Genomic DNA, 20,151 nt, shown 5'->3' with positions numbered 1-20,151 from the left:
TGGATTTGAAAATTTTAGCACAAAAAAAACCGCCTTTTTGAGGCGGTTTGTGGTTTCTCCAGGAATCGAACCAGGGACACATGGATTTTCAATCCATTGCTCTACCAACTGAGCTAAGAAACCATTGTTTGATTTACTTCTTCTTTGAAGTGATGCAAAAATAATAATTAATATTAAATTCTGCAAATTTACTTTAAACAGTTTTGAAATAAAAACCGCCTAATGAAAGGCGGTTTAAGTGGTTTCTCCAGGAATCGAACCAGGGACACATGGATTTTCAATCCATTGCTCTACCAACTGAGCTAAGAAACCATTATTGATTTACTTCGTTGTTTTAAAGTGATGCAAAAGTACTATCTTTTGGTATATCATGCAAGTATTGACTGTTTTTTTTTAACTAAAATTAAAAACTTACTGATATTCAGTGGTATTATTTTCCTGTTCTTTCCTGATCTGCTCACTCATTTCCTCTAATACAGGTTTTATTGTGCTTTCAGGAAGATCGCTGATTCTGATATACATCAATCCGTCTATTGCATCATTGAAGTTGGGGTCTACGTTGAACGCAATCACTTTAGCGTTTTGTTTAATATATTTTTTAATTAAAACAGGTAATCTTAATTCAGGCTCAAGATCGTCAATGATTTTGTCCAATTTATTAAGGTCAGATTCCATTTCATCAAAGAAAAGATTTTTGTCTCTGTCACGAAGTTTCACTTTGTATTCATTTCTAGGAGTAATATACTGTGCCACTGCAGAATCATAATAATTGGATCGCATAAATTCAATCATTAATGATTTTGAGAATTCAGAAAATTTATTGGAAATACTAACGCCTCCCATCAGGAATTTGTGATCCGGATTTCTCAGACAAACATGTACAATTCCTCTCCATAAAAGGAAAAGAGGAAGTGGTTTTTGCTGATATTCTTCGCAGATATAAGCACGTCCCATCTCAATCACTTTTTTGAAAAAGGGATGGATATCCTGCTCAAATTCAAAAAGTGAACTGGTATAGAAACCTTTGATGCCGAATTTTTTCATTACATCTTTCCCAAGCGCCATTCTGTAGGCTCCGGCCAGTTTTTCGGCGGCATTGTCCCAAAGAAAAAGGTGGTGGTAATGTTTGTCATATTCGTCTAAATCAAATGGAAGATTGCTTCCCTCACCTACCGCACGGAATGTGAGTTCACGCTGACGTCCTATTTCCCTCATCACAGACGGAATCTGCTCGTAAGGTGTAAAATAAATTTCATAGTTGCCATTACTGAAAAGCATCTTATCTGTACCTTTCAGTTTATTAATATCCTTTAAAATATCTTCTTTAGGTGTTTCATCAATAATGTTCTGTACAATATTTTCTTCTCTTAAAAGCTGAAATTTTAAGGATAAGTTTTTTAGATTGATAACCTGCGCCAGTGATTTTCTCTTTTCGTAGTAAGACTTCATCATGTAAACCTTACGTTTTAAAAATTCTCCCAATTCCTCAATAGTTTCCATATCATCCATGGCTTTTACCGTAATGGGTTTTCCAATTCTGATACGGATTGGCTTTTCGCGGTCATTCATCATTTCTGCGGGAAGCATCAGTGTTTGCAAACTAGGATGAATTTTAGCAAGCTGATAAAATAAAGTGCTGTTTTTTGCATGAAAGTACATCGGAACCACGGGAACTTTTGCCATTTTTATGAGCTTTAAAGCGGGTTTTTCCCATTCTCTGTCCAAAATTTCTCCGTAAGAATTATTTTTGTTGGATACTTCACCTGCCGGGAAAATTCCTACACAACCACCATTTTCAAGATGTTTTAAAGTACCGCGCATTCCTGAAGAGGAGCTGTATGCTTCTTTTCTGCCCTCAAAAGGGTTTACGGAAATTACGTAGGGCTCCATCGGTTTTATCTTTTCCAGAAGAAAATTCCCCATTACCTTAAAGTCCGGACGTACTTCTGATAATACTTTGCACATAAGAATTCCGTCTATAGCACCCAGCGGATGGTTCGAAACTAAAATGAAAGGTCCTGTTTTTGGGATTTTTGCTAAATCCTCTGCAAATGCTATATAACTTAAATTTCTTTCTCTAACAAATGAGTCGAAAAAATCCTTGCCTTCCTTTTCTTTTAATTTATCGTACAGTCTGTTTACTTCATTTATTTTGGCAACGCTCATCACAGCCGACGCAATAGGATTCTTGAGGAATCCCATTTTATTTAAGCCGGAAGCTTTGATTAAATCATTTTTCGAAATTAGGCTCATGTGTTTTTAGTCCTGATTAGTTTTATTGTGTTACCATTTGAAGTGTGTTTTTAGCAATCTGCTCCAATAATACACTTTTTTCCTGGTAAAATTTTCCGATGTTTTCCATTTTTGCATTCCTTACAGTAAATAAAGATACATTTTTTACAACATCAGTTTTAAAAACTTTTTGAAGTTCTTCGTTCAGCTCATCAATCTTCAGAAATTTATCTTCTAAGCATAAAGCCAAAGAAATCGCCGAATTCTGCATTAGTGAAACTTTAATTTTATATTTTGATAAATAACCGAAAACCAAACTCATATGGTCTTCCGCTATAAAAGAAAAATCTCTTGTTGATATTTTAAGTAGTGTTTGATTCTCCTTTAAAATATAGGATTCTTCATGTTGATTTTTTTCAGAAGCTCCCACTTTTGTACCTTCTTTTGTGGGATCTACGAAAGATTTCACATAAAAAGGAATGTTTTTTTGCTGTAAAGGCTGTAAGGTTTTTGGGTGAATAATACTTGCACCATAATAGGCCATCTCTATCGCCTCTTCGTAAGAAATATTGGAAAGCAACGAAACATTTTCAAATTTTCTTGGATCTCCAGTCATTACACCTGGTACATCTTTCCAAATTGTCATTGCATTAGCATTCAAACAGTAAGCAAATATAGCAGCAGAGTAATCTGAGCCTTCTCTCCCTAAAGTTACGGTAAAATTGTTATCGTCTGAACCAATAAAACCTTGTGTAACATAGCAGATTGAAGGATTTAAAGTTGAAATAAATTCTTCTGTTTTCTCCCAATTTACTAACCCGTCTCGATAAGAATCGTCGGTTTTGATATAGTCTCTTGCGTCTAACCACTGATTGGTGAACTCAATTTCGTTCAGATATTCGCTGACAATCTTAGTTGAAATCATTTCTCCACAACTTACAACCTGATCGTAAACAAAATTATAATTGGGAGATTTGTTTCTTCTTAAAAATGATACAATATCATCAAAAAACAAATTGATTTCATCAAAAACAACATGGTCATTCTGGAAAAGCCCCTTGGCTATTTCTATATGCTTCTGTTTTATCTTCTCAATTTCGGTTTGGTAGTCTTCTTTCTTAAAATATAGTTCTACTACTTTCTCCAGCTCATTGGTCGTTTTACCCATTGCTGATATGACAAGCAGACATTTATCAAAGCCCTGACTTTTCAGAACCATAGACACATTTTTTACACTTTCGGCATCTTTCACCGAAGCTCCACCAAACTTGAAAATTTTCATTTAGTATTAAAAATAAAATTGTTAGATAAATAAAAGTTTTTGAATCGACAAAATTATAAATTTACGACGAGATATGAAAGAGCACGATTTGGTGATTAATAATTACTGCATAATTGTTTTGAATACTTAAATTTCTGTTGTAATGTTTTGTAATTGAGTTTATTAACTTAATTGAAAGAAAATTCTTTCTGGTCTGATAATTTTTACGAAATTTGGCAGTAAAGTAAAATCAAAAAAATGTCAGATCAACCATTACAGACCTTAGGGGAATTTTTAATTGATAAACAGGAAGATTTTCAGTATTCCACTGGTGAATTTTCACGTCTTCTAAGTGCGATCAGGCTGGCGTCAAAAGTTGTAAACAGAGAAGTAAACAAAGCCGGAATTGTAGATATCACCGGTGCCGCCGGTAATCAGAATATTCAGGGTGAAGAGCAACAGAAGCTCGACGTAATTGCCAATGATATTTTTATCACGGCTCTTTCACAAAGAGAAGTTGTTTGTGGTATTGCATCAGAAGAAAATGATGATTTTATAGACATAAAATGTGGTGAAAACGGACACCTAAGCAAATATGTTGTATTGATTGATCCTTTAGATGGTTCTTCAAATATTGATGTAAATGTTTCTGTAGGAACGATATTCTCCATTTATAGAAGGGTTACAGAGCCAGGAACACCTGTTCAGTTGGAAGATTTTCTGCAGAAAGGGATTAACCAAATTGCTGCCGGATATGTTATTTACGGTTCATCTACCATGATTGTTTATACAACAGGTAATGGCGTAAACGGATTTACTTTAGATCCGTCGTTGGGAACTTATTATCTTTCTCATCCTAATATGACATTCCCGAGAACAGGTAAAATTTATTCAATTAATGAAGGAAATTATATTAAATTCCCTCAAGGTGTGAAAAATTACCTTAAATATTGCCAGATGGAAGAAGGAGATCGTCCTTACACTTCGAGATATATAGGTTCGCTGGTCGCTGATTTTCACAGGAATATGCTGAAAGGGGGGATTTACATCTATCCGTCATACGGGCAGTCTCCTAACGGGAAATTGAGATTATTGTATGAATGTAATCCAATGGCTTTTTTAGCTGAACAAGCGGGTGGGAAAGCAACTGACGGTTTCAGAAGAATTATGGAGGTTGAACCTACTGAACTTCACCAAAGAATACCTTTTTTTGCTGGAAGTATCGATATGGTTGAGAAAGCTGAAGAATTTATGCGAATCGACAGTGTAAAATAAATGAAGGCAGACTATCAACAATATTTATTAAAATTCAAACGCCCGAGTGGAACATCTCGAGGCGTTTTGTATGAAAAAGAAACATTTATTCTTGAAATTTCAGAAAATGGAAATAAAGGGATAGGAGAGTGTGCTATTTTCCGAGGACTGAGTATTGATGATCGACCGGATTATGAAAGCAAATTAGAATGGCTTTGTGAAAATATTCAGCAGGATTTTAATTTTTTAAAAGAAGAGTTAAAAGAATTTCCTTCAATTTGGTTTGGCTACGAACAGGCAGTTTTAAATTTAAAGCATGGAGGAAACCTCTATTTTCCAAGTTCGTTTACAGAAGGGAAAAGCTCAATGATGATTAATGGTTTGATCTGGATGGGAGATATCTATTTTATGGAAGAGCAGATTCATGAAAAATTATCAGAGGGCTTTCATTGCATTAAATTGAAAATAGGTGTTGATTGGAAATCGGAACACAGTATTCTTCAAAAGTTGAGGCGAAAATTTTCCAAGGACGAGTTAGAATTACGTGTGGATGCTAATGGAGGGTTTTCTAAAGATGAAGCTAAAATTGTATTACAGCAATTGTCGGATTTACATATTCATTCTATTGAGCAGCCTATTAAAGCGGGAGATTGGAACGGTATGGCAGAGTTATGCGCTGAAACTCCAACTTCAATCGCTTTAGACGAAGAATTAATTGGGATTATTGATGTGAATAAAAAGCAACAGCTTTTAGAAACGATAAAACCTCAGTATATCATTTTAAAACCTTCTTTAATAGGCGGTTTTTCGGGTTCTGATGAATGGGTATCCTTAGCAGATCAGTATAATATTGGCTGGTGGGTAACGTCTGCTTTAGAAAGTAATATTGGTTTAAATGCAATCGCTCAATACACCTATCTAAAAAACAGTAAAATGCCTCAAGGTCTAGGAACAGGAGGTCTTTTTACCAATAATTTCAAAAGTGATTTGGAATTAAAAGGTGATCGATTGTTTTTTAAGAAGTAATTGTTTAATCTATAATTCTGCTTTTAAAAGAAAATTTAGCTTGATTAAATCACATCTTTTTGAATGAATATTGTTTTCTTGATATATTCTAAAATATCAGATAACTTTTTTTTAATATTTTTCATAATAAATAGTTTTAGATTTAAATGTGTATGCTATCGCAAAGGCTGTACCAATTTTAATAATAATCATGATTAAGTGTTTTAAGCGCCAATTTTTTTTCAAGAAATAACTGTAAATGTATAGTCGTTGTTTTTTACACGATTGCTTATCAGATTCCTGTCTATACCGTTCAGTGTTTGGAAAATATCATTCTGTACTTCACTGCTCGAAAGGTATCCCCAATGATTTCCGAATTCAAATTTGAAAGAATTTTTCAAATCATTTTCAATAAATGTACAGTCTACGATCGATATAATATCCTTAAACTGCTCAATATTTGAAGGGCCGTTTTTCCCTAATCTTGGGGTAAGAATATTTTTTGTAAACTGAGAAATTCCTAAAATAGCGTCTTTTCTGTTTAAATAAATTGAAACTCTGTTTGCTAACAACGGAAGTTTATTAAAAGAATCTTCAGCATCATCAAACACTTTATAAGAGACATCGGCATTCAATAACAAAACCTGATCAACGACTCTCAGTATATTTTCGCTTTTCAAACTATACAGCATGCTCTGAAGAACGCGATTTCCTAGAGAATGGGTCATTATGTGGATATGCTGATTACAAGGTTTTAGATCTTTGTGCGAGAAAATGTCTTTCAGAAATTGTGTATAAAAATAAAACAACCTCACCAACGAAGTTCCCGAGTTAATACTCGCCGCCTTATCATCAAAATACGTCATCGGGATCAAGCTGCTCGAAGCCGGCCAACTCACAAACAAAATATGCTCAATAGGAGATTCAGTATTATCAATAAACAGTTTTTTTAGATCAATAATAGCTTTCAACTCATCGTCAAAAGTATATGCATAGCCATGAATAAATATCAAAACATCACTTCTCAATTTTGTAGAAGACATCTCTTTATATAATTCATAAAACATTCTTTGAGTTCCTCCAAGATTATTTGCAGTTAAGTTTGAATCTTTAAGACCTTTTTCACTCAATAAAACCTCAAGAACTTCTTCATAACCCTGTTTTTCAGGTTCTGAGAATAGTTTGTAATCTAAAATTTTTCTATTGGAGTACTCTTTTTTCTTTTTTGACTGAGAAGTTGCGTTATTGAATTTGGTAAAATTACATTTAGCAATCCTAAAATTTGGGATAGAATATTCATCGTTGGAGAACGAATCGAGTATATCGCCAGTATGTCGAACAATCTTACGATTGCTGAGAATATAGACACCCATGATTATTAGTTTTGTAAAATTAATTTTAAACGATATAAAGTTCCGAAAAATTTTCATATAAACTGGGATTTGAGATGAAAAATATCGTTTTTTTTAAACCTTAAATTTTCTTAAATTTGCAAATTGCTGTGTAATCCACGCAGCAACGTAAGTTTACTCTAATGGAAGAAGAAAAAAAATCACTCAATTTTATTGAGCAAATTATAGAAGATGATTTGGCAAACGGTATGAGCAATGATCAGATCCGTTTCCGTTTTCCGCCTGAACCCAATGGTTATCTGCATGTAGGTCATACAAAAGCGATCTGTATCAACTTTGGTTTGGGTGAGAAATACAATGCTCCAGTAAACCTTCGTTTCGACGATACAAACCCTGAAAAAGAAGAACAGGAGTTTGTAGATTCTATCATGAAAGATGTTGAATGGTTAGGTTTTAAATGGGATAAAGTGTTATACGCATCAGACTACTTCCAGCAACTCTACGATTGGGCTGTTAAGCTTATCAAAGATGGTAAAGCTTATGTAGACGAACAGCCGTCACAGACGATTACCGAACAGAGAAAAAATCCTGCAGAACCTGGAGTGGAATCTCCATTCAGAAATCGTCCTGTTGAAGAATCCTTAGATTTATTCGAAAAGATGAAAAACGGTGAGTTTGAAAGTGGATCAATGTCACTTCGTGCAAAAATTGATATGGTTTCGCCAAATATGAATATGCGTGACCCTGTTATGTACAGAATTTTAAATAAGCCTCACCATAGAACAGGAACGACATGGAAAATTTATCCGATGTACGACTGGGCTCATGGTGAATCCGATTATATTGAACAAATTTCACACTCATTGTGCTCTTTAGAGTTTGAAAACCACAGGCCGCTTTACAATTGGTATTTAGACCAGGTGTACGAAGATGGTAAGGTTAAAAATAAGCAAAGGGAATTTGCCAGGATGAATGTTTCTTATATGATTACTTCCAAAAGAAAACTACAAAGGCTTGTCGCTGAAAATGTAGTTACAGGTTGGGATGATCCAAGAATGCCTACCATTTCTGGAATGAGAAGAAAAGGGTTTACACCGACTTCTATTAGAAATTTTATAGATAAAGTAGGAGTTGCTAAAAGAGAGAATCTTATTTCAATTCAGTTATTGGATTTCTGTGTGCGTGAAGACTTGAACAAAGTTGCAAAACGTGTCATGGCAGTTGTTGATCCGGTAAAGCTAGTTATCGAAAATTATCCTGAGGGACAGGAAGAATGGCTGGAAACTGAGAATAATCCTGAGCAGGAAAATGCAGGAACAAGGGAAGTTCCTTTCTCAAGAGAATTATATATTGAACGTGAAGATTTTCAGGAAGAAGCAAACAAAAAATTCTTCAGATTAAAATTAGGTGGTGAAGTCCGTTTAAAGTCGGCTTACATCATCAAAGCTGAAAGAGTGGATAAGGATGAAAACGGAAAAATAACAACCATTTACGCTACTTATGACGAAAAATCTAAGTCTGGAAGTGGAACAGAAGAGAGTTTAAGAAAAGTAAAAGGAACACTTCATTGGGTTTCTGCATCTCATGCAATTCCTGTTGATGTGAGAATTTATGATAATTTATTTACTGTTGAACAGCCAGATGCTGAGAAAGATGTAGATTTCTTAAATTTCATCAATCCGGATTCTGTATCTACGATTCAGGGATTTGCTGAGCCAAGTTTAAAAGATGTTGCTGTGGGAGAACCGCTTCAATTCCAGAGAATTGGTTATTTCACGAAAGATCAGGACTCAACGGATACAAATTTTGTATTCAACAGAACCGTAACATTAAAAGACTCCTATAAGCCGGAGTAAAAATTTATTTATATCATTATAAATGAAACAGGGCTTAATTTTTTAAGTCCTGTTTTTTTTTGGCAGTTCGAGTATTTTTCTCCGCAAAGCGGTGAAAAATGTATCGAGAACTATCAATGAACTTCTAGATACGATTTTCTTCAAAAATCTACTCGAAGTGACGTCATTAATCATTAAATCAAAAATTGTGAAACTTATACATTTATATACAAGTTCTTACAAAGGACTTTCAAAAGAAAGCTGGATGTTGGCATTAGTAATGCTTATCAACCGTTCCGGCTCTATGGTACTTCCGTTTTTGGGAGTATACATGACTGCGCATCTGAAATTCAGTATAGAAAATACCGGAATTGTTTTAAGTTTTTTCGGAATTGGTTCTGTAATTGGTTCTTGGCTGGGCGGATTTATAACCGACAAAATTGGCGAATACAAAGTTCAGTATCTCAGTTTATTATTGAGTGTACCATTGTTTTGTATTATCCCGCTTTTTAAAACAGAGGCTGGAGTTGCATTGATTATTTTACTGCAAAGTATCGTCAGTGATTCATTTCGTCCTGCCAATTCTGTGGCCATTACAAAATATGCAAAACCTGAAAATATTACAAGGGCATTTTCACTCAACCGAATGGCGGTCAATTTAGGGTTTTCAATTGGTCCTGCACTGGGTGGAATTCTGTCTGCAATTTCTTATGATTTTTTGTTTTACAGCAATGCTTTAGCAGCTTTATTGGCAGGTTTAATCTATATCTGGTTTTTCTACAAAAGAAATAAATTGGCAAAAATAAAAGCAAAAAAGGTACGGGAAGTTATGGAAATTAAGAAAGAAAACTCGCCCTATAGTGACGGTAAATTCTTGATTTACTGTTTCTTCTGTATGCTGTTTTCTATCTGTTTCTTTCAGCTATTCAGTACTCTGACAATATTTTACAAAGATACAGCACATTTAAGTCAGCAGAATATTGGTTATATTTTAGGGTACAGCGGATTTTTAGTGGTTTTACTCGAAATGGGATTGGTTCAGATTGCTGAAAAGTATTTTACTTTGGCCCGTACCATGTTTTTGGGAACATTTATTTGCGGACTTTCGTACGCAATGCTTGGCTTCGATCATAGCATTATGACGTTGGTGATTTCAATGAGTTTGTTGTCTGCTGGTGAAATCTGGGCATTACCTTTCATGTCAACCATTACGGCTCTACGTTCAGGGAAAAATAATAAAGGTGCATACATGGGCCTGAATGGAATTTCCTTTTCGATAGCATTTATCGTTACGCCTTATTTAGGAACTTTAATTGCTGAAAAATTTGGATTTAATATACTCTGGATAGGCACTGGAATTCTGGCGACCATTATAGCCATTGGTTTTTATTTTATTGTGCCGTGGATGATAACAGATAAAAAAGTATAGAATTAAATTTCAAGTATTAAGTCCCAAACGGGCTATTTAGCAAAGGATAGTATAAAGTCCTATCCAAAGAATGTATAGATTACAAAGCTGCAGAATTTCTGCAGCTTCTTTTTTTATGAATACAATAAATTTAATGCAGGTTCAACTAAAACTGTACAATATTTGCTAATGCAAGGGTACAAACAGTTTCATGATCAAATTTTACTTTTTAGCTTTTACTTTTTACGGTTCATTAGTCTTTTCTCAGGAAAAAGATTCTGTGACATTCATTTCCGAAGTACGAATTGATGCTTATAAAAAACCGACTTTTTTCATCAATTCTACAAAATCAGTTTCTGTAGTTTCTGAAAATTTATTGAATCAGAATCCTCCTGAAAGATTGCTTGAATCTGTTAACCAGATTGCCGGAGCAAGAATGGAAGAACGCTCACCCGGAAGTTATAGGATTTCCCTGCGTGGAAGCAGTTTGAGATCGCCTTTTGGAGTTCGTAATGTGAAAGTTTACTTAGATGATTTTATCTTGTCTGATGCTTCTGGAAATACCTATTTTAATATAATCTCTCCCGAATTAATCAACAGAATTGAAATTTTTAAAGGACCGGAAAGTGGTGATTTTGGAGCAGCAACCGGAGGAGCGGTTTTGCTGAAGACACAAAATTCAGAACAGATTATGGCCAATCTTTCTGTCGGAAGTTATGGAACTTTTAATGAAAGTGCGAATTTTTCGAAACAGTTCGGAAAGCATTTTTTTCAAATTTTCCAGAATTATTATCGTAGCGATTCTTACCGTGAGCAGTCTGCTGTAGATCGTAAACAGATTTTCATCAAGGATAATTTCCAGTATTCAAAAAATGCAGTACTGAAAGCCATGATTCTCCTTTCAGATATGGATTATCAAACTCCGGGTGGATTAACTTTAGAACAAATGCAGCTCAACAGAAAACAGGCAAGACCAAAGACGGCGACGGTTCCTGGGGCAAAAGAACAAAACGCGGGAATTCGAAATAAAATGATTTTAGCAGGACTTTCTAATGAGTTTAACATTCTGCCAAATCTGTCGCATTTTGTTTTAGTTCAGGGTTCCTATGTTGATTTTGAAAATCCGTTTATTACCAATTTTGAGAATCGTTTTGAGAGCAATTTGGCGTTGAGAACCCATTTGAATTACCAGCAGCAATGGGATGCAGTTTCTGCAGAATGGAGAATAGGCTTCGAAGGTGGAATAAACAATATTTTCATTAAAAATTTTGATAATAATAAAGGAGTAGAAAGTGACCCGCAGAATTTTGATAAGTTAACAAACAACTCAGGATTCTTTTTTGTATCGCAAAAATTGAATTTTAGTGAGAAACTATTTTCAGATATTTCTTTGAGTTTAAATTCAAATTCTTACGAGTGGGAAAAGATTTATCCAGCATCAGAAAATGGGAAAACTAGATTTAAAGATCAGTTTCTTCCCAATTTTGGACTGACATATCTTCTCGGAAATGGTTTTTCAGTTCGTGGAAAAGTTGGCAAAGGAAATTCTTCCCCAACCAGTGAAGAAATCCGCTCATCGAATCAAGAATTTAATTTAAGTTTAGTTCCTGAATATGGCTGGAATAAAGAAATCGGAATCAGAAAACAGTTTGGAAGTATATTGTTTGCAGAAGCGAGTTATTTCGATTTTCAAATGAAAGATGCGATTGTGAGAAGACAAAATGACCGTGGTCAGGAATTTTTTGTGAATTCCGGTGAGACAGCTCAAAAAGGATTAGAATTACTTTTAGAGTCTAAAAATTTCAATCTGAAAAATGATTTCTTGAGTAATTTTAAATTCAGATTTTCAGGAAGCTTTTATGAATTTAAATTTAAAAATTATCAGCAGGGTACAACTGATTTCTCTGGAAATGAATTAACTGGAGTTCCCAAAACTACTATTAACAGTTTGTTTAATTTTACTTTTTTCAACAAGCTTTCGGTTGACTATTCTCATTTTTATACCTCGAAAATGCCTTTGAATGATGCAAATACTGTTTGGTCAGATTCGAATCTGATTGGAAATATCCAGTTCAGATATCCTGTACAATTTGAAACAGCAAGACTGAATTTATTTGTGCAAGTTCAGAATTTGTACAATAGCGATTATGTGCTCGGTTTTGATATCAACGCTTTCGGAAACCGTTATTACAATCCTGCAGCGAAAAGAAATTTTGTTTTGGGCGTAAACGCTGAGTTTTAATTAATACAATTCTGAACTGATATGATCACGGTATTTTATTTTCACGTATTCAGGAATGTAAACAAGAGCAATTCTGATTTTGTCACCGGAAATTTTTAGCGGATGTATCCAGAAATTCTTTTTAATAAGATTGGCAATCGCAGTGTCTTGATCTCCAAATCCCGAAATAATATTTACAGTTGAAACTTTCTTATCACTATCTAATAATAATTCATAGACCGCAAAATTATTTTTTGGATTGAAGTTTTTTAATCCGGATAAACTTGATTTCCCATCCTTATTATTTTCAAAATAAGATTTGAATGAATAATTTTTAACAGTTGCCTTTTCTAAGAATGAAAAGAGGTTTTCTGTGGCGGTAATTTTACTTTTAGCAGCATCTTTTTTATCTAAACGGTAATGGGGAGTGCAGGTAGAAATAATCTCTTCTGTACTCCTTAGAAAAATAAGGTACTTGTCGCCTTTTTTCAATCCAAATTCGCATGCGTCACCAAGTAAATCTTCAGATGAGAAACCTGTTAAACCACTAACGGTTAAAGTGCTTGTATTGGGAACTCCTTTGAAAATTTTATCAAACTTAATATCAGCTTTGTAGGTTCTTTTTACAAGATCGTTATCATAGGTGTTTAAAATTGTGATTTCTGCTACGATAAGGTTATTGTTGTAATTCTCAGCAAGCGAACTGACTACACAATCGCAAGCAGATAAAAAATTAAATCCCAGTAACAATGCTATTAAAATTACAATTCTTTTCATGATTTTATTTTGTAATGATATGTTGAACTATCATCTCGGCATGAATCCTTGAATTTTCTATAAACCAGAGATGGGTGTCTTTACCTCCGCAAACAACACCTGCCAAATACAAATTCGGAATATTGGATTCCATGGTTTCACGATTATAAACCGGATTAAAACATTCTCCTTGTAAATCTATTCCTGCATTTTTAAGAAAATCAAAGTCGGGTAGATACCCCGTCATTGCCAACACAAAATCATTTTCAATTTCCTGATTTTCGCCATTTTCATCTTTAAAAATGACTGAATTTTCTTTGATTTCTATTAATTGAGAATTGAAATGCGCTTTTATGCTTCCTTCAGCAATTCTGTTTTCAATGTCAGGTTTTACCCAATATTTTACATTCTCAGAAATTTCAGAATGACGGATAATCATCGTGACTTCAGCGCCTTTTCGGTAAGTTTCCAAAGCGGCATCCACAGAAGAATTGCTCGATCCCACGACTACTATTTTTTGTTTTGCATATGGGTAAGGTTCAGTGTAATAATGTTTTACTTTTTCTAAATTTTCTCCCGGAACATTCATCAGATTGGGGATGTCATAGAAACCTGTGGAGATGATGACATTTTTTGCCAGGTATTTTGATTTTGAAGTTTCAACTTCAAATATTTCTTCTTTTTTAGAAACATTTAATACCTTTTCATACAAATTGATATTCAGATTTTTTTGTCTTGCAATTCCCTGATAATATTCTAGAGCTTCCTGTCGTCCCGGTTTGGAAGCCGCAGAAATAAAAGGAATTTCAGCGATTTCTAATTTTTCGGAAGTGGAGAAAAATCTCATGTACAGAGGATAATTGTAAAGAGAATTGACAATTGTCCCTTTTTCGATAATTAAATAACTGAGGTTGTTTTTCTTTGCTTCAAGAGCACAATTCAAACCGATTGGCCCCGCTCCGATAATCAGAATATCTAGAATTTCCATCTCACTAATTTACGAAAATACATTTTGAAAAAGCGTAACTAATGATCATTATAGACTCAATAACTTTACTCAAAAAAAGTCTCCAATCCTTCAACTCAACTGTGGCACTGGTTTTGGACTTTTTCTTAAAATTTTAGAATGAAAAAAACTTTTGCGATATTTTTACTCTTATTTGTACTGTCGTGCGAAAAAAAGCAGGATAAAAATCCGGCAGTTGCTACCGATAATCTAAAAAGGTCAAACGAAAGAACTGATACCAAGCAAGACGCATTATCAACTGAGGTTGCATTAAAAAAGACCAATGATGAACTTCTTCAGGCTCTCAAAGTTGGTTATTACGATATTTTTGCCAATTACATACATCCACAGAAAGGAGTTCGTTTTTCGATGTATGCTTTCATTAATAAAAATGAAGATAAACATTTCACAAAAGCTGATTTTGAGAAATTTGTACCGTCGAAAACCATTTTTACATGGGGTTCAAGAGACGGTTCTGGTGAAATTTATAAATCCACATTAGATAAATATCTTAAAGATTGGGTATTCAAAAAAGACTTTACCAAATCTGAATATTCATTGAATCAATTTCGTGGTGGAGGTAATTCTCTTAATAATTTAAAAGAGATGTATCCCAATACCAATTTCACAGAAAATTACATTCCCGGCTCAGAAAAAAACGGTGGAATGGATTGGAATGTTTTGCGTTTTGTCTTTGAGGAATTCGATGGCAAATATTATGTGGTGGCAGTCATTAACGATGAGTGGACGATATGAAAATATCATGTAACCTAAGCCAATCCTGCAATTTTAATAAAAGTTATGCTCCTTGTTGACAGATTAAGTTCAAAATATACATTACATTCACCACCGTCCATCATATCGATTTCGTAATATTCGTAACTTTCAAGTAGAGATTTAGTTCTACAAAAAAAATGTGACCGTATGATGATTTCATTTTTAGTATTTTTCACAGCAATAATTTGCTTCAAGTAATCTGAATATTTGCGTACTTTTCTATTATTTTTAAATTCTTTTTTAAAAATTGAATCAATTTCAAGAAGTTCTGCAGTGTTTAAGTCGTAATTTGACAAGTCTTTTTCCCAATCAGAATTATGATGGTTCTTATAAAAAGTAAAAACTGCATAATTATTAATTTTTTTTAAATTTATATTATTTTTAACTAATAATGACGTTTGAGATATTTTCATCCTATCTGAATATTCTCCATCTAAAAACTCTATAAATCCATTTTTTAAAACGGCTGTTTCACTTTTATTATAATCAAAAGGAAGAGGTAAAAACTTTATAGTGTCTTTTTTAATCTGAAGATTTCCTTCCCATTTTTCGATGTTATCGTGATTTATTTCATTTTTAGTTTCAATAAAAACATAACTGCTATCGTTATAAATTGTCAGTACTCTTTCTATATGGTTTAAATCACTAAATTTTTGCGAGGCTATCAATAAAGGGGTTTTATCTTCACTTTTATTATAACTTGTAGATGCTGCTAACAATAGTAAAAGAAACAGATGGACTATAATTTTCATAAAATTATTTATCAAGAAAGTATTTCAGATAATTGTTTTGTTAAATTTTTCCGTGAAAACTTCTCAATATTTCCATTGTTTTCTAAAAGATTTCCAGCTTTCCAAAGTTCAAATTTCGCTAAGATAAATTGCTTGACTGTTTCAGAATCCTGATAACCGAAATGCTTTCCTGCTTTTGTTTCATCTAAAATCGTTGCAACGTCAGCTTCATCTGGTCCGAAAGAAATAATTTGTTTCCCCGTCGCCAAGTATTCAAAGATCTTCCCAGGGATAATTCCTTTAGAAGATTCGTTCGGAAAATTAGTAATTAAAAGTATTGAAGAATTTGACATTTCATCAATTGCTTTTTCATGCGACAGATAACCCAAATTATCAATATTATTTTTTAGGCTTGAAGTTTCAATAGCTTTTAAAATCTTATCATCAACTCTGCCGACAAATTTTAATCTGAAATTTTCCGAAAATTCAGAATCTGTTTTCACTAATTCATCAAGTGCTTTCCAAAGATTTTCAGGATTTCTGAGTTGCTCGAGAACACCTATGTAGCTGAGTGTGAATTTTGTTGGAGAATTTGAAGATTGGATAGTTTGGGTGCTTGAAGCGTCACTTTCATCAAATCCATTGGTGATGCAAACTGCATTGGCTCCATTTTTTCTGAAATTTACAGCATCGGTGTAGCTTGTTGCTAGAGTAATGTCAGCATTTTTGAAAACATCACTTTCGAGCTGGCGGTGTTTTTTGTCTGATTTGTTGGTGAGTTTTAAATGTTTGTAATACGAAATCTCAGTCCAAGGATCACGAAAATCGGCGATCCATTTCAGGTCTGGAAATTTCTTTTTTAGATTTAAACCTATCAAATGCAAAGAATGTGGCGGCCCCGAAGTGACAACAACATCGATCTTGTTTATTTTTAAATATTGCTCTAAATATTTTACTGAAGGATTTACCCAAAAAACTCTAGCGTCAGGGATGAAAAAATTTCCTCTCACCCAAATCGAAAGCTTAGATTTCCAGCTTTGGTTATTCCCTACATCAAACTGACCTGCCTTGAATTTTTTATTGCTTTTATTAAGTTTTTCAGCCAATTGATAAGGTTCCCAGATTTTAGTTTTTATAATTTCTAAATCTTCAGGAACGTCTTTCATCAAACTTTCATCAATCAAAGGATAGCTCGGGTTTTCCGGCGTGAAAATGATGGGTTTCCAGCCGAAGTCCGGTAAATATTTTGCAAACTTCAACCATCGCTGAACTCCCGGCCCACCTGCAGGAGGCCAGTAATAGGTTATGATAAGGATTTTTTTTTCCTGCATTGGTTTAAAAAGTGTTGTTGTCATTCTGAATGAAGCAAAGCGAAGTGAAGAATCTCATTAAATTTCATCATTCAAAAATTTCCAAGTAGGATTAAATTCTTTTATTAGGTTGTTTTTTTTAATTCTTGTCCAACCTTTTATTTGCTTTTCTCTTTTGATTGCAGTTTCAATATCATTAAATTGCTCAAAGTAGATTAAATAAAAGCATTTATATTTCGTGGTGAAATGTTTATCAATTGCTTCAGGATTTTGATGCCAGTACAATCTAATTTTTAAGTCATTAGTTACTCCTGTATACAATACCGTTTATATTTTATTAGTTAAAATATAAACGTAGTAATTATGAGTTCCTAAAGTTTTCATTTTTTAAGATATTATTGAGATTCTTCACTTCGCTTTGCTCCGTTCAGAATGACAGAATGTTAAATCTTTTCTTCAATCAAAACTTCTTTCTTTTTGCTTTTATTCAGCCAGAAAATTCCAAAAGCGCTTAAAACGACAAACAATCCGAAACATAATAAAGAAATCCATTTTCCTGTAGCAATAACCTCAGGCTCAAAAACCATTCTGATACTGTGTTCTCCAGCTGGAACGTGTACTGCACGCAACAAATAATCAGCCTTGATGTATGGAACTTCTTTTTCGTCCACAAACATTTTCCAACCATGTGGATAATAAATCTCTGAAAAAACAGCTAGCTGTGGCGTTTTAGACTGAGATTTAAATTCCAATTCATTAGCTTCATATTTCGTTAAATTAATGGAAGCTGTGGAATCTGCCTGAACCTGTTTTCCGTTCAAATAACCTTTATCTGAAACGTTGATAACTGCAGTTTTCTTAGAATTGATACTTCCAAGTGATTTTATTTCTTCGTCTGGAGTATTTACAAATTTTAGATCAGCAACAAACCACGCGTTTCCGTTGGCATTAGGATTCGGAACAACCTGTGGCTCCTGCGGATTACCGAAAATCATGTATTTGGTATTCAGTAAATTCAGGATTTTTGGTGTTTTTACACTGTCTGCATTTGAAATGTATTCATTCAACAAATCATCATAACGTCTCAATTTCACTGCATGGTAGCCACCAATGGAAGATTTAAAATAAGATGTATTGGTCTCACTGGTTACACCTAAAACCTGATTGTAAACTCTGTAATGTTTTTTGTCTTTTTCAGCAATAGTTTCCAAAGTTTTATTGACTGGAATGCTTGCCAAAATAGATTGTAAATTTGGATTATCACCTACTTTTTCAGCCAAATAATCTGAACCTTCGGTCTGGAATGGATTTTCAGCAAATATTTTATCAACGTAATTTTCGTCATTAAGATAACGTTTGTTGACTGTCCACAAATCAAATAAACTTACCGCACCGATAATGAGTAATGCAACATTCTGATTGAGTTTCTGTTTTAAGCTAAAAAATAAAACCGCTGCAGTGATTCCTACATAGAGTAGCGCTTTTATCGCATCAATCCTAAATAATTTGAATCTTTCTTCTGATAGATAATCGAGTAAAAATGGAGGCAAATATGTTTTTTCGTTAGCCGTATGAAAACCTAATAAAGCTTTTCCGAAAACAATAAATAATAAAGTTAAGCCTAAAACTCCACCACTCACATACGTTAGAATTTTCTTTTTGTAATCTTCCTCTAAAGTTGAATCTGTATAAAACCTGTACAGTCCGATAATTGCAACTAGTGGGAATAATAATTCCACCACAACCAAAATCGAAGATGGTGCTCTGAATTTACTGTAAAAAGGAACGTAATCGATGAAGAAATCTGAAAGCGGCATGAAGTTGCTTCCCCAGGCCAGTAGAATGGTAAGAACTGTTGCTCCAAGAATCCAGTAACGGTATTTTTTCCAGGCAAAAAAGAATCCTAAAAGAGCTAAAAAACATACAATTGCTCCCTGATAAGCGGGTCCCGAAGTTCCGGGCTGGTCACCCCAATAGGTAATGCTGCCAAAACCTTTAGAAATTCTGTCATATTCAGCTTGCGAAGTGACGTTTTCTTGTACCAGTTGCTGTATATTTTCCATCATTTCCTTTCCCTCAGGCTCTTGGCTTCCACCTCCCATTAATCTTGGGATGAAAAGGTTCAGGGTTTCCAGCTTACTATAGCTCCACATCAGAATGCTTTCTTTATCCATCCCCGAATTTCCGGCGGTGTGGCTTTCTGTATTTAAAATCTGTTTTCCTCTGACTGTTTCTTTGATGTATTCAGAGTTGGCCATGATTCGTTGAGAATTCATTCCGACACCAATGGCTAACGCACCTGCAATAATTCCTGACGAAATCAGAAAATGCTTCATCGGAGTTTTCTTTTGAATGGCTCTTATCAATTCGGATAAAAATAAAAATCCAAGTCCTAAAAATAAATAGTAGGTCATCTGTGGATGATTGGCAGCCACCTGCAATCCGAAGAATAGGGTAGTGACAATAAATCCGAGGACGTATTTTTTTCTGATATACACCAACAAAATTCCAGCTAAAAGCGGTGCGAAATATTCAATGGTATTGACTTTTCCGTTGTGTCCGGCGGCAATGATGATGTAGAAATAGGTGGAGAGCCCGAAAAATGTTGCTCCCAAAAGCGCATATTTCCAGTTTCTCACGGCAACCATTCCCAATAGGAAAAATCCAGAAAATAAAAGAAATAAGTAGTTGACAGGTCTAGGAAGAATATTCAGATAGCTGTCTAATTTTTTAATAATATCACCTTCAAAACGGCTTCCCATCTGGTAGGTAGGCATACCGCCAAACATAGAATCACTCCAATACGTTTCTTTATCGTAACTGTCTCTGTAGTCAATAAGTTCTTTCGCTCCCCCTCGATACTGAACGATATCATGCTGAAAAAGCTGCTTCCCGGTAAATACAGGAGTGGAATATAAAAATGCTAAAACTAAGAATGCAACGATAGAAATTGCAATGTAAATTAAGTTTTTATTTTTCGCCATTTTGGTTATTGAGTTGATA

The 20,151-nt window shown here is 34.1% G+C and carries 15 protein-coding genes and 2 tRNA genes; 6 read left to right on the top strand and 11 right to left on the bottom strand.

Annotated elements, in window-relative coordinates; translation table 11 throughout:
* Positions 1–50: 50 nt before the first annotated feature.
* The 4 genes from AR685_RS06520 to AR685_RS06505 form a co-directional block, all read right to left on the bottom strand.
* Positions 51–123 (bottom strand) — tRNA-Phe (locus tag AR685_RS06520).
* A gap of 116 nt (positions 124–239) precedes the next feature.
* Positions 240–312 (bottom strand) — tRNA-Phe (locus tag AR685_RS06515).
* A gap of 99 nt (positions 313–411) precedes the next feature.
* Positions 412–2,253, bottom strand: a complete 1,842-nt coding sequence (locus AR685_RS06510; protein ID WP_047442519.1) for a lysophospholipid acyltransferase family protein — start codon at positions 2,251–2,253, stop codon at positions 412–414.
* A 22-nt stretch (positions 2,254–2,275) separates the two neighbouring features.
* A complete protein-coding gene (locus AR685_RS06505) occupies positions 2,276–3,514 on the bottom strand; it encodes an aspartate kinase (protein WP_059124072.1) in 1,239 nt (412 codons plus the stop codon).
* 237 nt (positions 3,515–3,751) lie between these two features.
* Here AR685_RS06505 and fbp point away from each other — a divergent pair, with 237 nt between their 5' ends.
* The gene (gene fbp, locus AR685_RS06500) at positions 3,752–4,768 is read left to right on the top strand and encodes a class 1 fructose-bisphosphatase (RefSeq protein WP_047442521.1); all 1,017 of its coding nucleotides are present in this window, start codon (positions 3,752–3,754) and stop codon (positions 4,766–4,768) included.
* The gene (locus tag AR685_RS06495; protein ID WP_047442522.1) at positions 4,769–5,773 is read left to right on the top strand and encodes an o-succinylbenzoate synthase; all 1,005 of its coding nucleotides are present in this window, start codon (positions 4,769–4,771) and stop codon (positions 5,771–5,773) included.
* 221 nt (positions 5,774–5,994) lie between these two features.
* On the opposite strand, the gene AR685_RS06490 is transcribed toward AR685_RS06495, so the two are convergent.
* Entirely contained in the window at positions 5,995–7,125 is a 1,131-nt protein-coding gene (locus AR685_RS06490) for an alpha/beta hydrolase (protein WP_059124071.1), read from the bottom strand.
* 161 nt (positions 7,126–7,286) lie between these two features.
* Between AR685_RS06490 and AR685_RS06485 the strand changes: the two genes are divergently transcribed.
* The 3 genes from AR685_RS06485 (at position 7,287) to AR685_RS06475 (ending at position 12,589) form a co-directional block, all read left to right on the top strand.
* Positions 7,287–8,960 (top strand): glutamine--tRNA ligase/YqeY domain fusion protein, encoded by a 1,674-nt coding sequence (locus AR685_RS06485; RefSeq protein WP_059124070.1) that lies wholly within the window; start codon positions 7,287–7,289, stop codon positions 8,958–8,960.
* A 184-nt stretch (positions 8,961–9,144) separates the two neighbouring features.
* Positions 9,145–10,368, top strand: coding sequence for an MFS transporter (locus AR685_RS06480; protein ID WP_059124150.1), 1,224 nt, complete (start codon positions 9,145–9,147; stop codon positions 10,366–10,368).
* Positions 10,369–10,558: 190 nt separating this feature from the next.
* The gene (locus AR685_RS06475; RefSeq protein WP_059124069.1) at positions 10,559–12,589 is read left to right on the top strand and encodes a TonB-dependent receptor; all 2,031 of its coding nucleotides are present in this window, start codon (positions 10,559–10,561) and stop codon (positions 12,587–12,589) included.
* Here the strand turns inward: AR685_RS06475 and AR685_RS06470 are convergent, their stop codons facing one another.
* Together AR685_RS06470 and AR685_RS06465 are read right to left on the bottom strand one after the other, a co-directional pair.
* The gene (locus AR685_RS06470; protein ID WP_059124068.1) at positions 12,590–13,345 is read right to left on the bottom strand and encodes a hypothetical protein; all 756 of its coding nucleotides are present in this window, start codon (positions 13,343–13,345) and stop codon (positions 12,590–12,592) included.
* 4 nt (positions 13,346–13,349) lie between these two features.
* Complete coding sequence (locus tag AR685_RS06465) at positions 13,350–14,312, bottom strand: YpdA family putative bacillithiol disulfide reductase (protein ID WP_059124067.1); 963 nt, start codon at positions 14,310–14,312, stop codon at positions 13,350–13,352.
* Positions 14,313–14,450: 138 nt separating this feature from the next.
* On the opposite strand from AR685_RS06465, the gene AR685_RS06460 reads away from it, so the two are divergent.
* Positions 14,451–15,086, top strand: coding sequence for a hypothetical protein (locus tag AR685_RS06460; protein WP_059124066.1), 636 nt, complete (start codon positions 14,451–14,453; stop codon positions 15,084–15,086).
* Positions 15,087–15,100: 14 nt separating this feature from the next.
* Here AR685_RS06460 and AR685_RS06455 read toward each other — a convergent pair whose 3' ends face one another.
* From AR685_RS06455 to AR685_RS06440, 4 genes are all read right to left on the bottom strand, one after another.
* On the bottom strand, positions 15,101–15,859 hold the full coding sequence (locus AR685_RS06455) for a hypothetical protein (RefSeq protein ID WP_059124065.1): 759 nt from the start codon (positions 15,857–15,859) through the stop codon (positions 15,101–15,103).
* Between the two features lie 11 nt (positions 15,860–15,870).
* Complete coding sequence (locus tag AR685_RS06450) at positions 15,871–17,169, bottom strand: glycosyl transferase family 1 (RefSeq protein WP_059124149.1); 1,299 nt, start codon at positions 17,167–17,169, stop codon at positions 15,871–15,873.
* A gap of 57 nt (positions 17,170–17,226) precedes the next feature.
* The gene (locus tag AR685_RS06445; RefSeq protein ID WP_317040565.1) at positions 17,227–17,469 is read right to left on the bottom strand and encodes a GIY-YIG nuclease family protein; all 243 of its coding nucleotides are present in this window, start codon (positions 17,467–17,469) and stop codon (positions 17,227–17,229) included.
* A 122-nt stretch (positions 17,470–17,591) separates the two neighbouring features.
* Complete coding sequence (locus AR685_RS06440) at positions 17,592–20,132, bottom strand: YfhO family protein (protein WP_059124148.1); 2,541 nt, start codon at positions 20,130–20,132, stop codon at positions 17,592–17,594.
* Positions 20,133–20,151 lie beyond the last annotated feature (19 nt).

This window comes from Chryseobacterium sp. JAH (assembly GCF_001507335.1).
GTDB lineage: Bacteria > Bacteroidota > Bacteroidia > Flavobacteriales > Weeksellaceae > Chryseobacterium.
Note: the sequence above shows the minus strand (reverse complement) of the source record. Positions and strands in the feature narration are given on the sequence as shown.

Coding starts and splice junctions, on each gene's coding strand:
- AR685_RS06510 (WP_047442519.1), bottom strand. CDS start 2,253: ATGAGCCTAATTTCGAAAAATGATTTAATCAAAGCTTCCGGCTTAAAT.
- AR685_RS06505 (WP_059124072.1), bottom strand. CDS start 3,514: ATGAAAATTTTCAAGTTTGGTGGAGCTTCGGTGAAAGATGCCGAAAGT.
- fbp (WP_047442521.1), top strand. CDS start 3,752: ATGTCAGATCAACCATTACAGACCTTAGGGGAATTTTTAATTGATAAA.
- AR685_RS06495 (WP_047442522.1), top strand. CDS start 4,769: ATGAAGGCAGACTATCAACAATATTTATTAAAATTCAAACGCCCGAGT.
- AR685_RS06490 (WP_059124071.1), bottom strand. CDS start 7,125: ATGGGTGTCTATATTCTCAGCAATCGTAAGATTGTTCGACATACTGGC.
- AR685_RS06485 (WP_059124070.1), top strand. CDS start 7,287: ATGGAAGAAGAAAAAAAATCACTCAATTTTATTGAGCAAATTATAGAA.
- AR685_RS06475 (WP_059124069.1), top strand. CDS start 10,559: ATGATCAAATTTTACTTTTTAGCTTTTACTTTTTACGGTTCATTAGTC.
- AR685_RS06470 (WP_059124068.1), bottom strand. CDS start 13,345: ATGAAAAGAATTGTAATTTTAATAGCATTGTTACTGGGATTTAATTTT.
- AR685_RS06465 (WP_059124067.1), bottom strand. CDS start 14,312: ATGGAAATTCTAGATATTCTGATTATCGGAGCGGGGCCAATCGGTTTG.
- AR685_RS06460 (WP_059124066.1), top strand. CDS start 14,451: ATGAAAAAAACTTTTGCGATATTTTTACTCTTATTTGTACTGTCGTGC.
- AR685_RS06455 (WP_059124065.1), bottom strand. CDS start 15,859: ATGAAAATTATAGTCCATCTGTTTCTTTTACTATTGTTAGCAGCATCT.
- AR685_RS06450 (WP_059124149.1), bottom strand. CDS start 17,169: ATGCAGGAAAAAAAAATCCTTATCATAACCTATTACTGGCCTCCTGCA.
- AR685_RS06440 (WP_059124148.1), bottom strand. CDS start 20,132: ATGGCGAAAAATAAAAACTTAATTTACATTGCAATTTCTATCGTTGCA.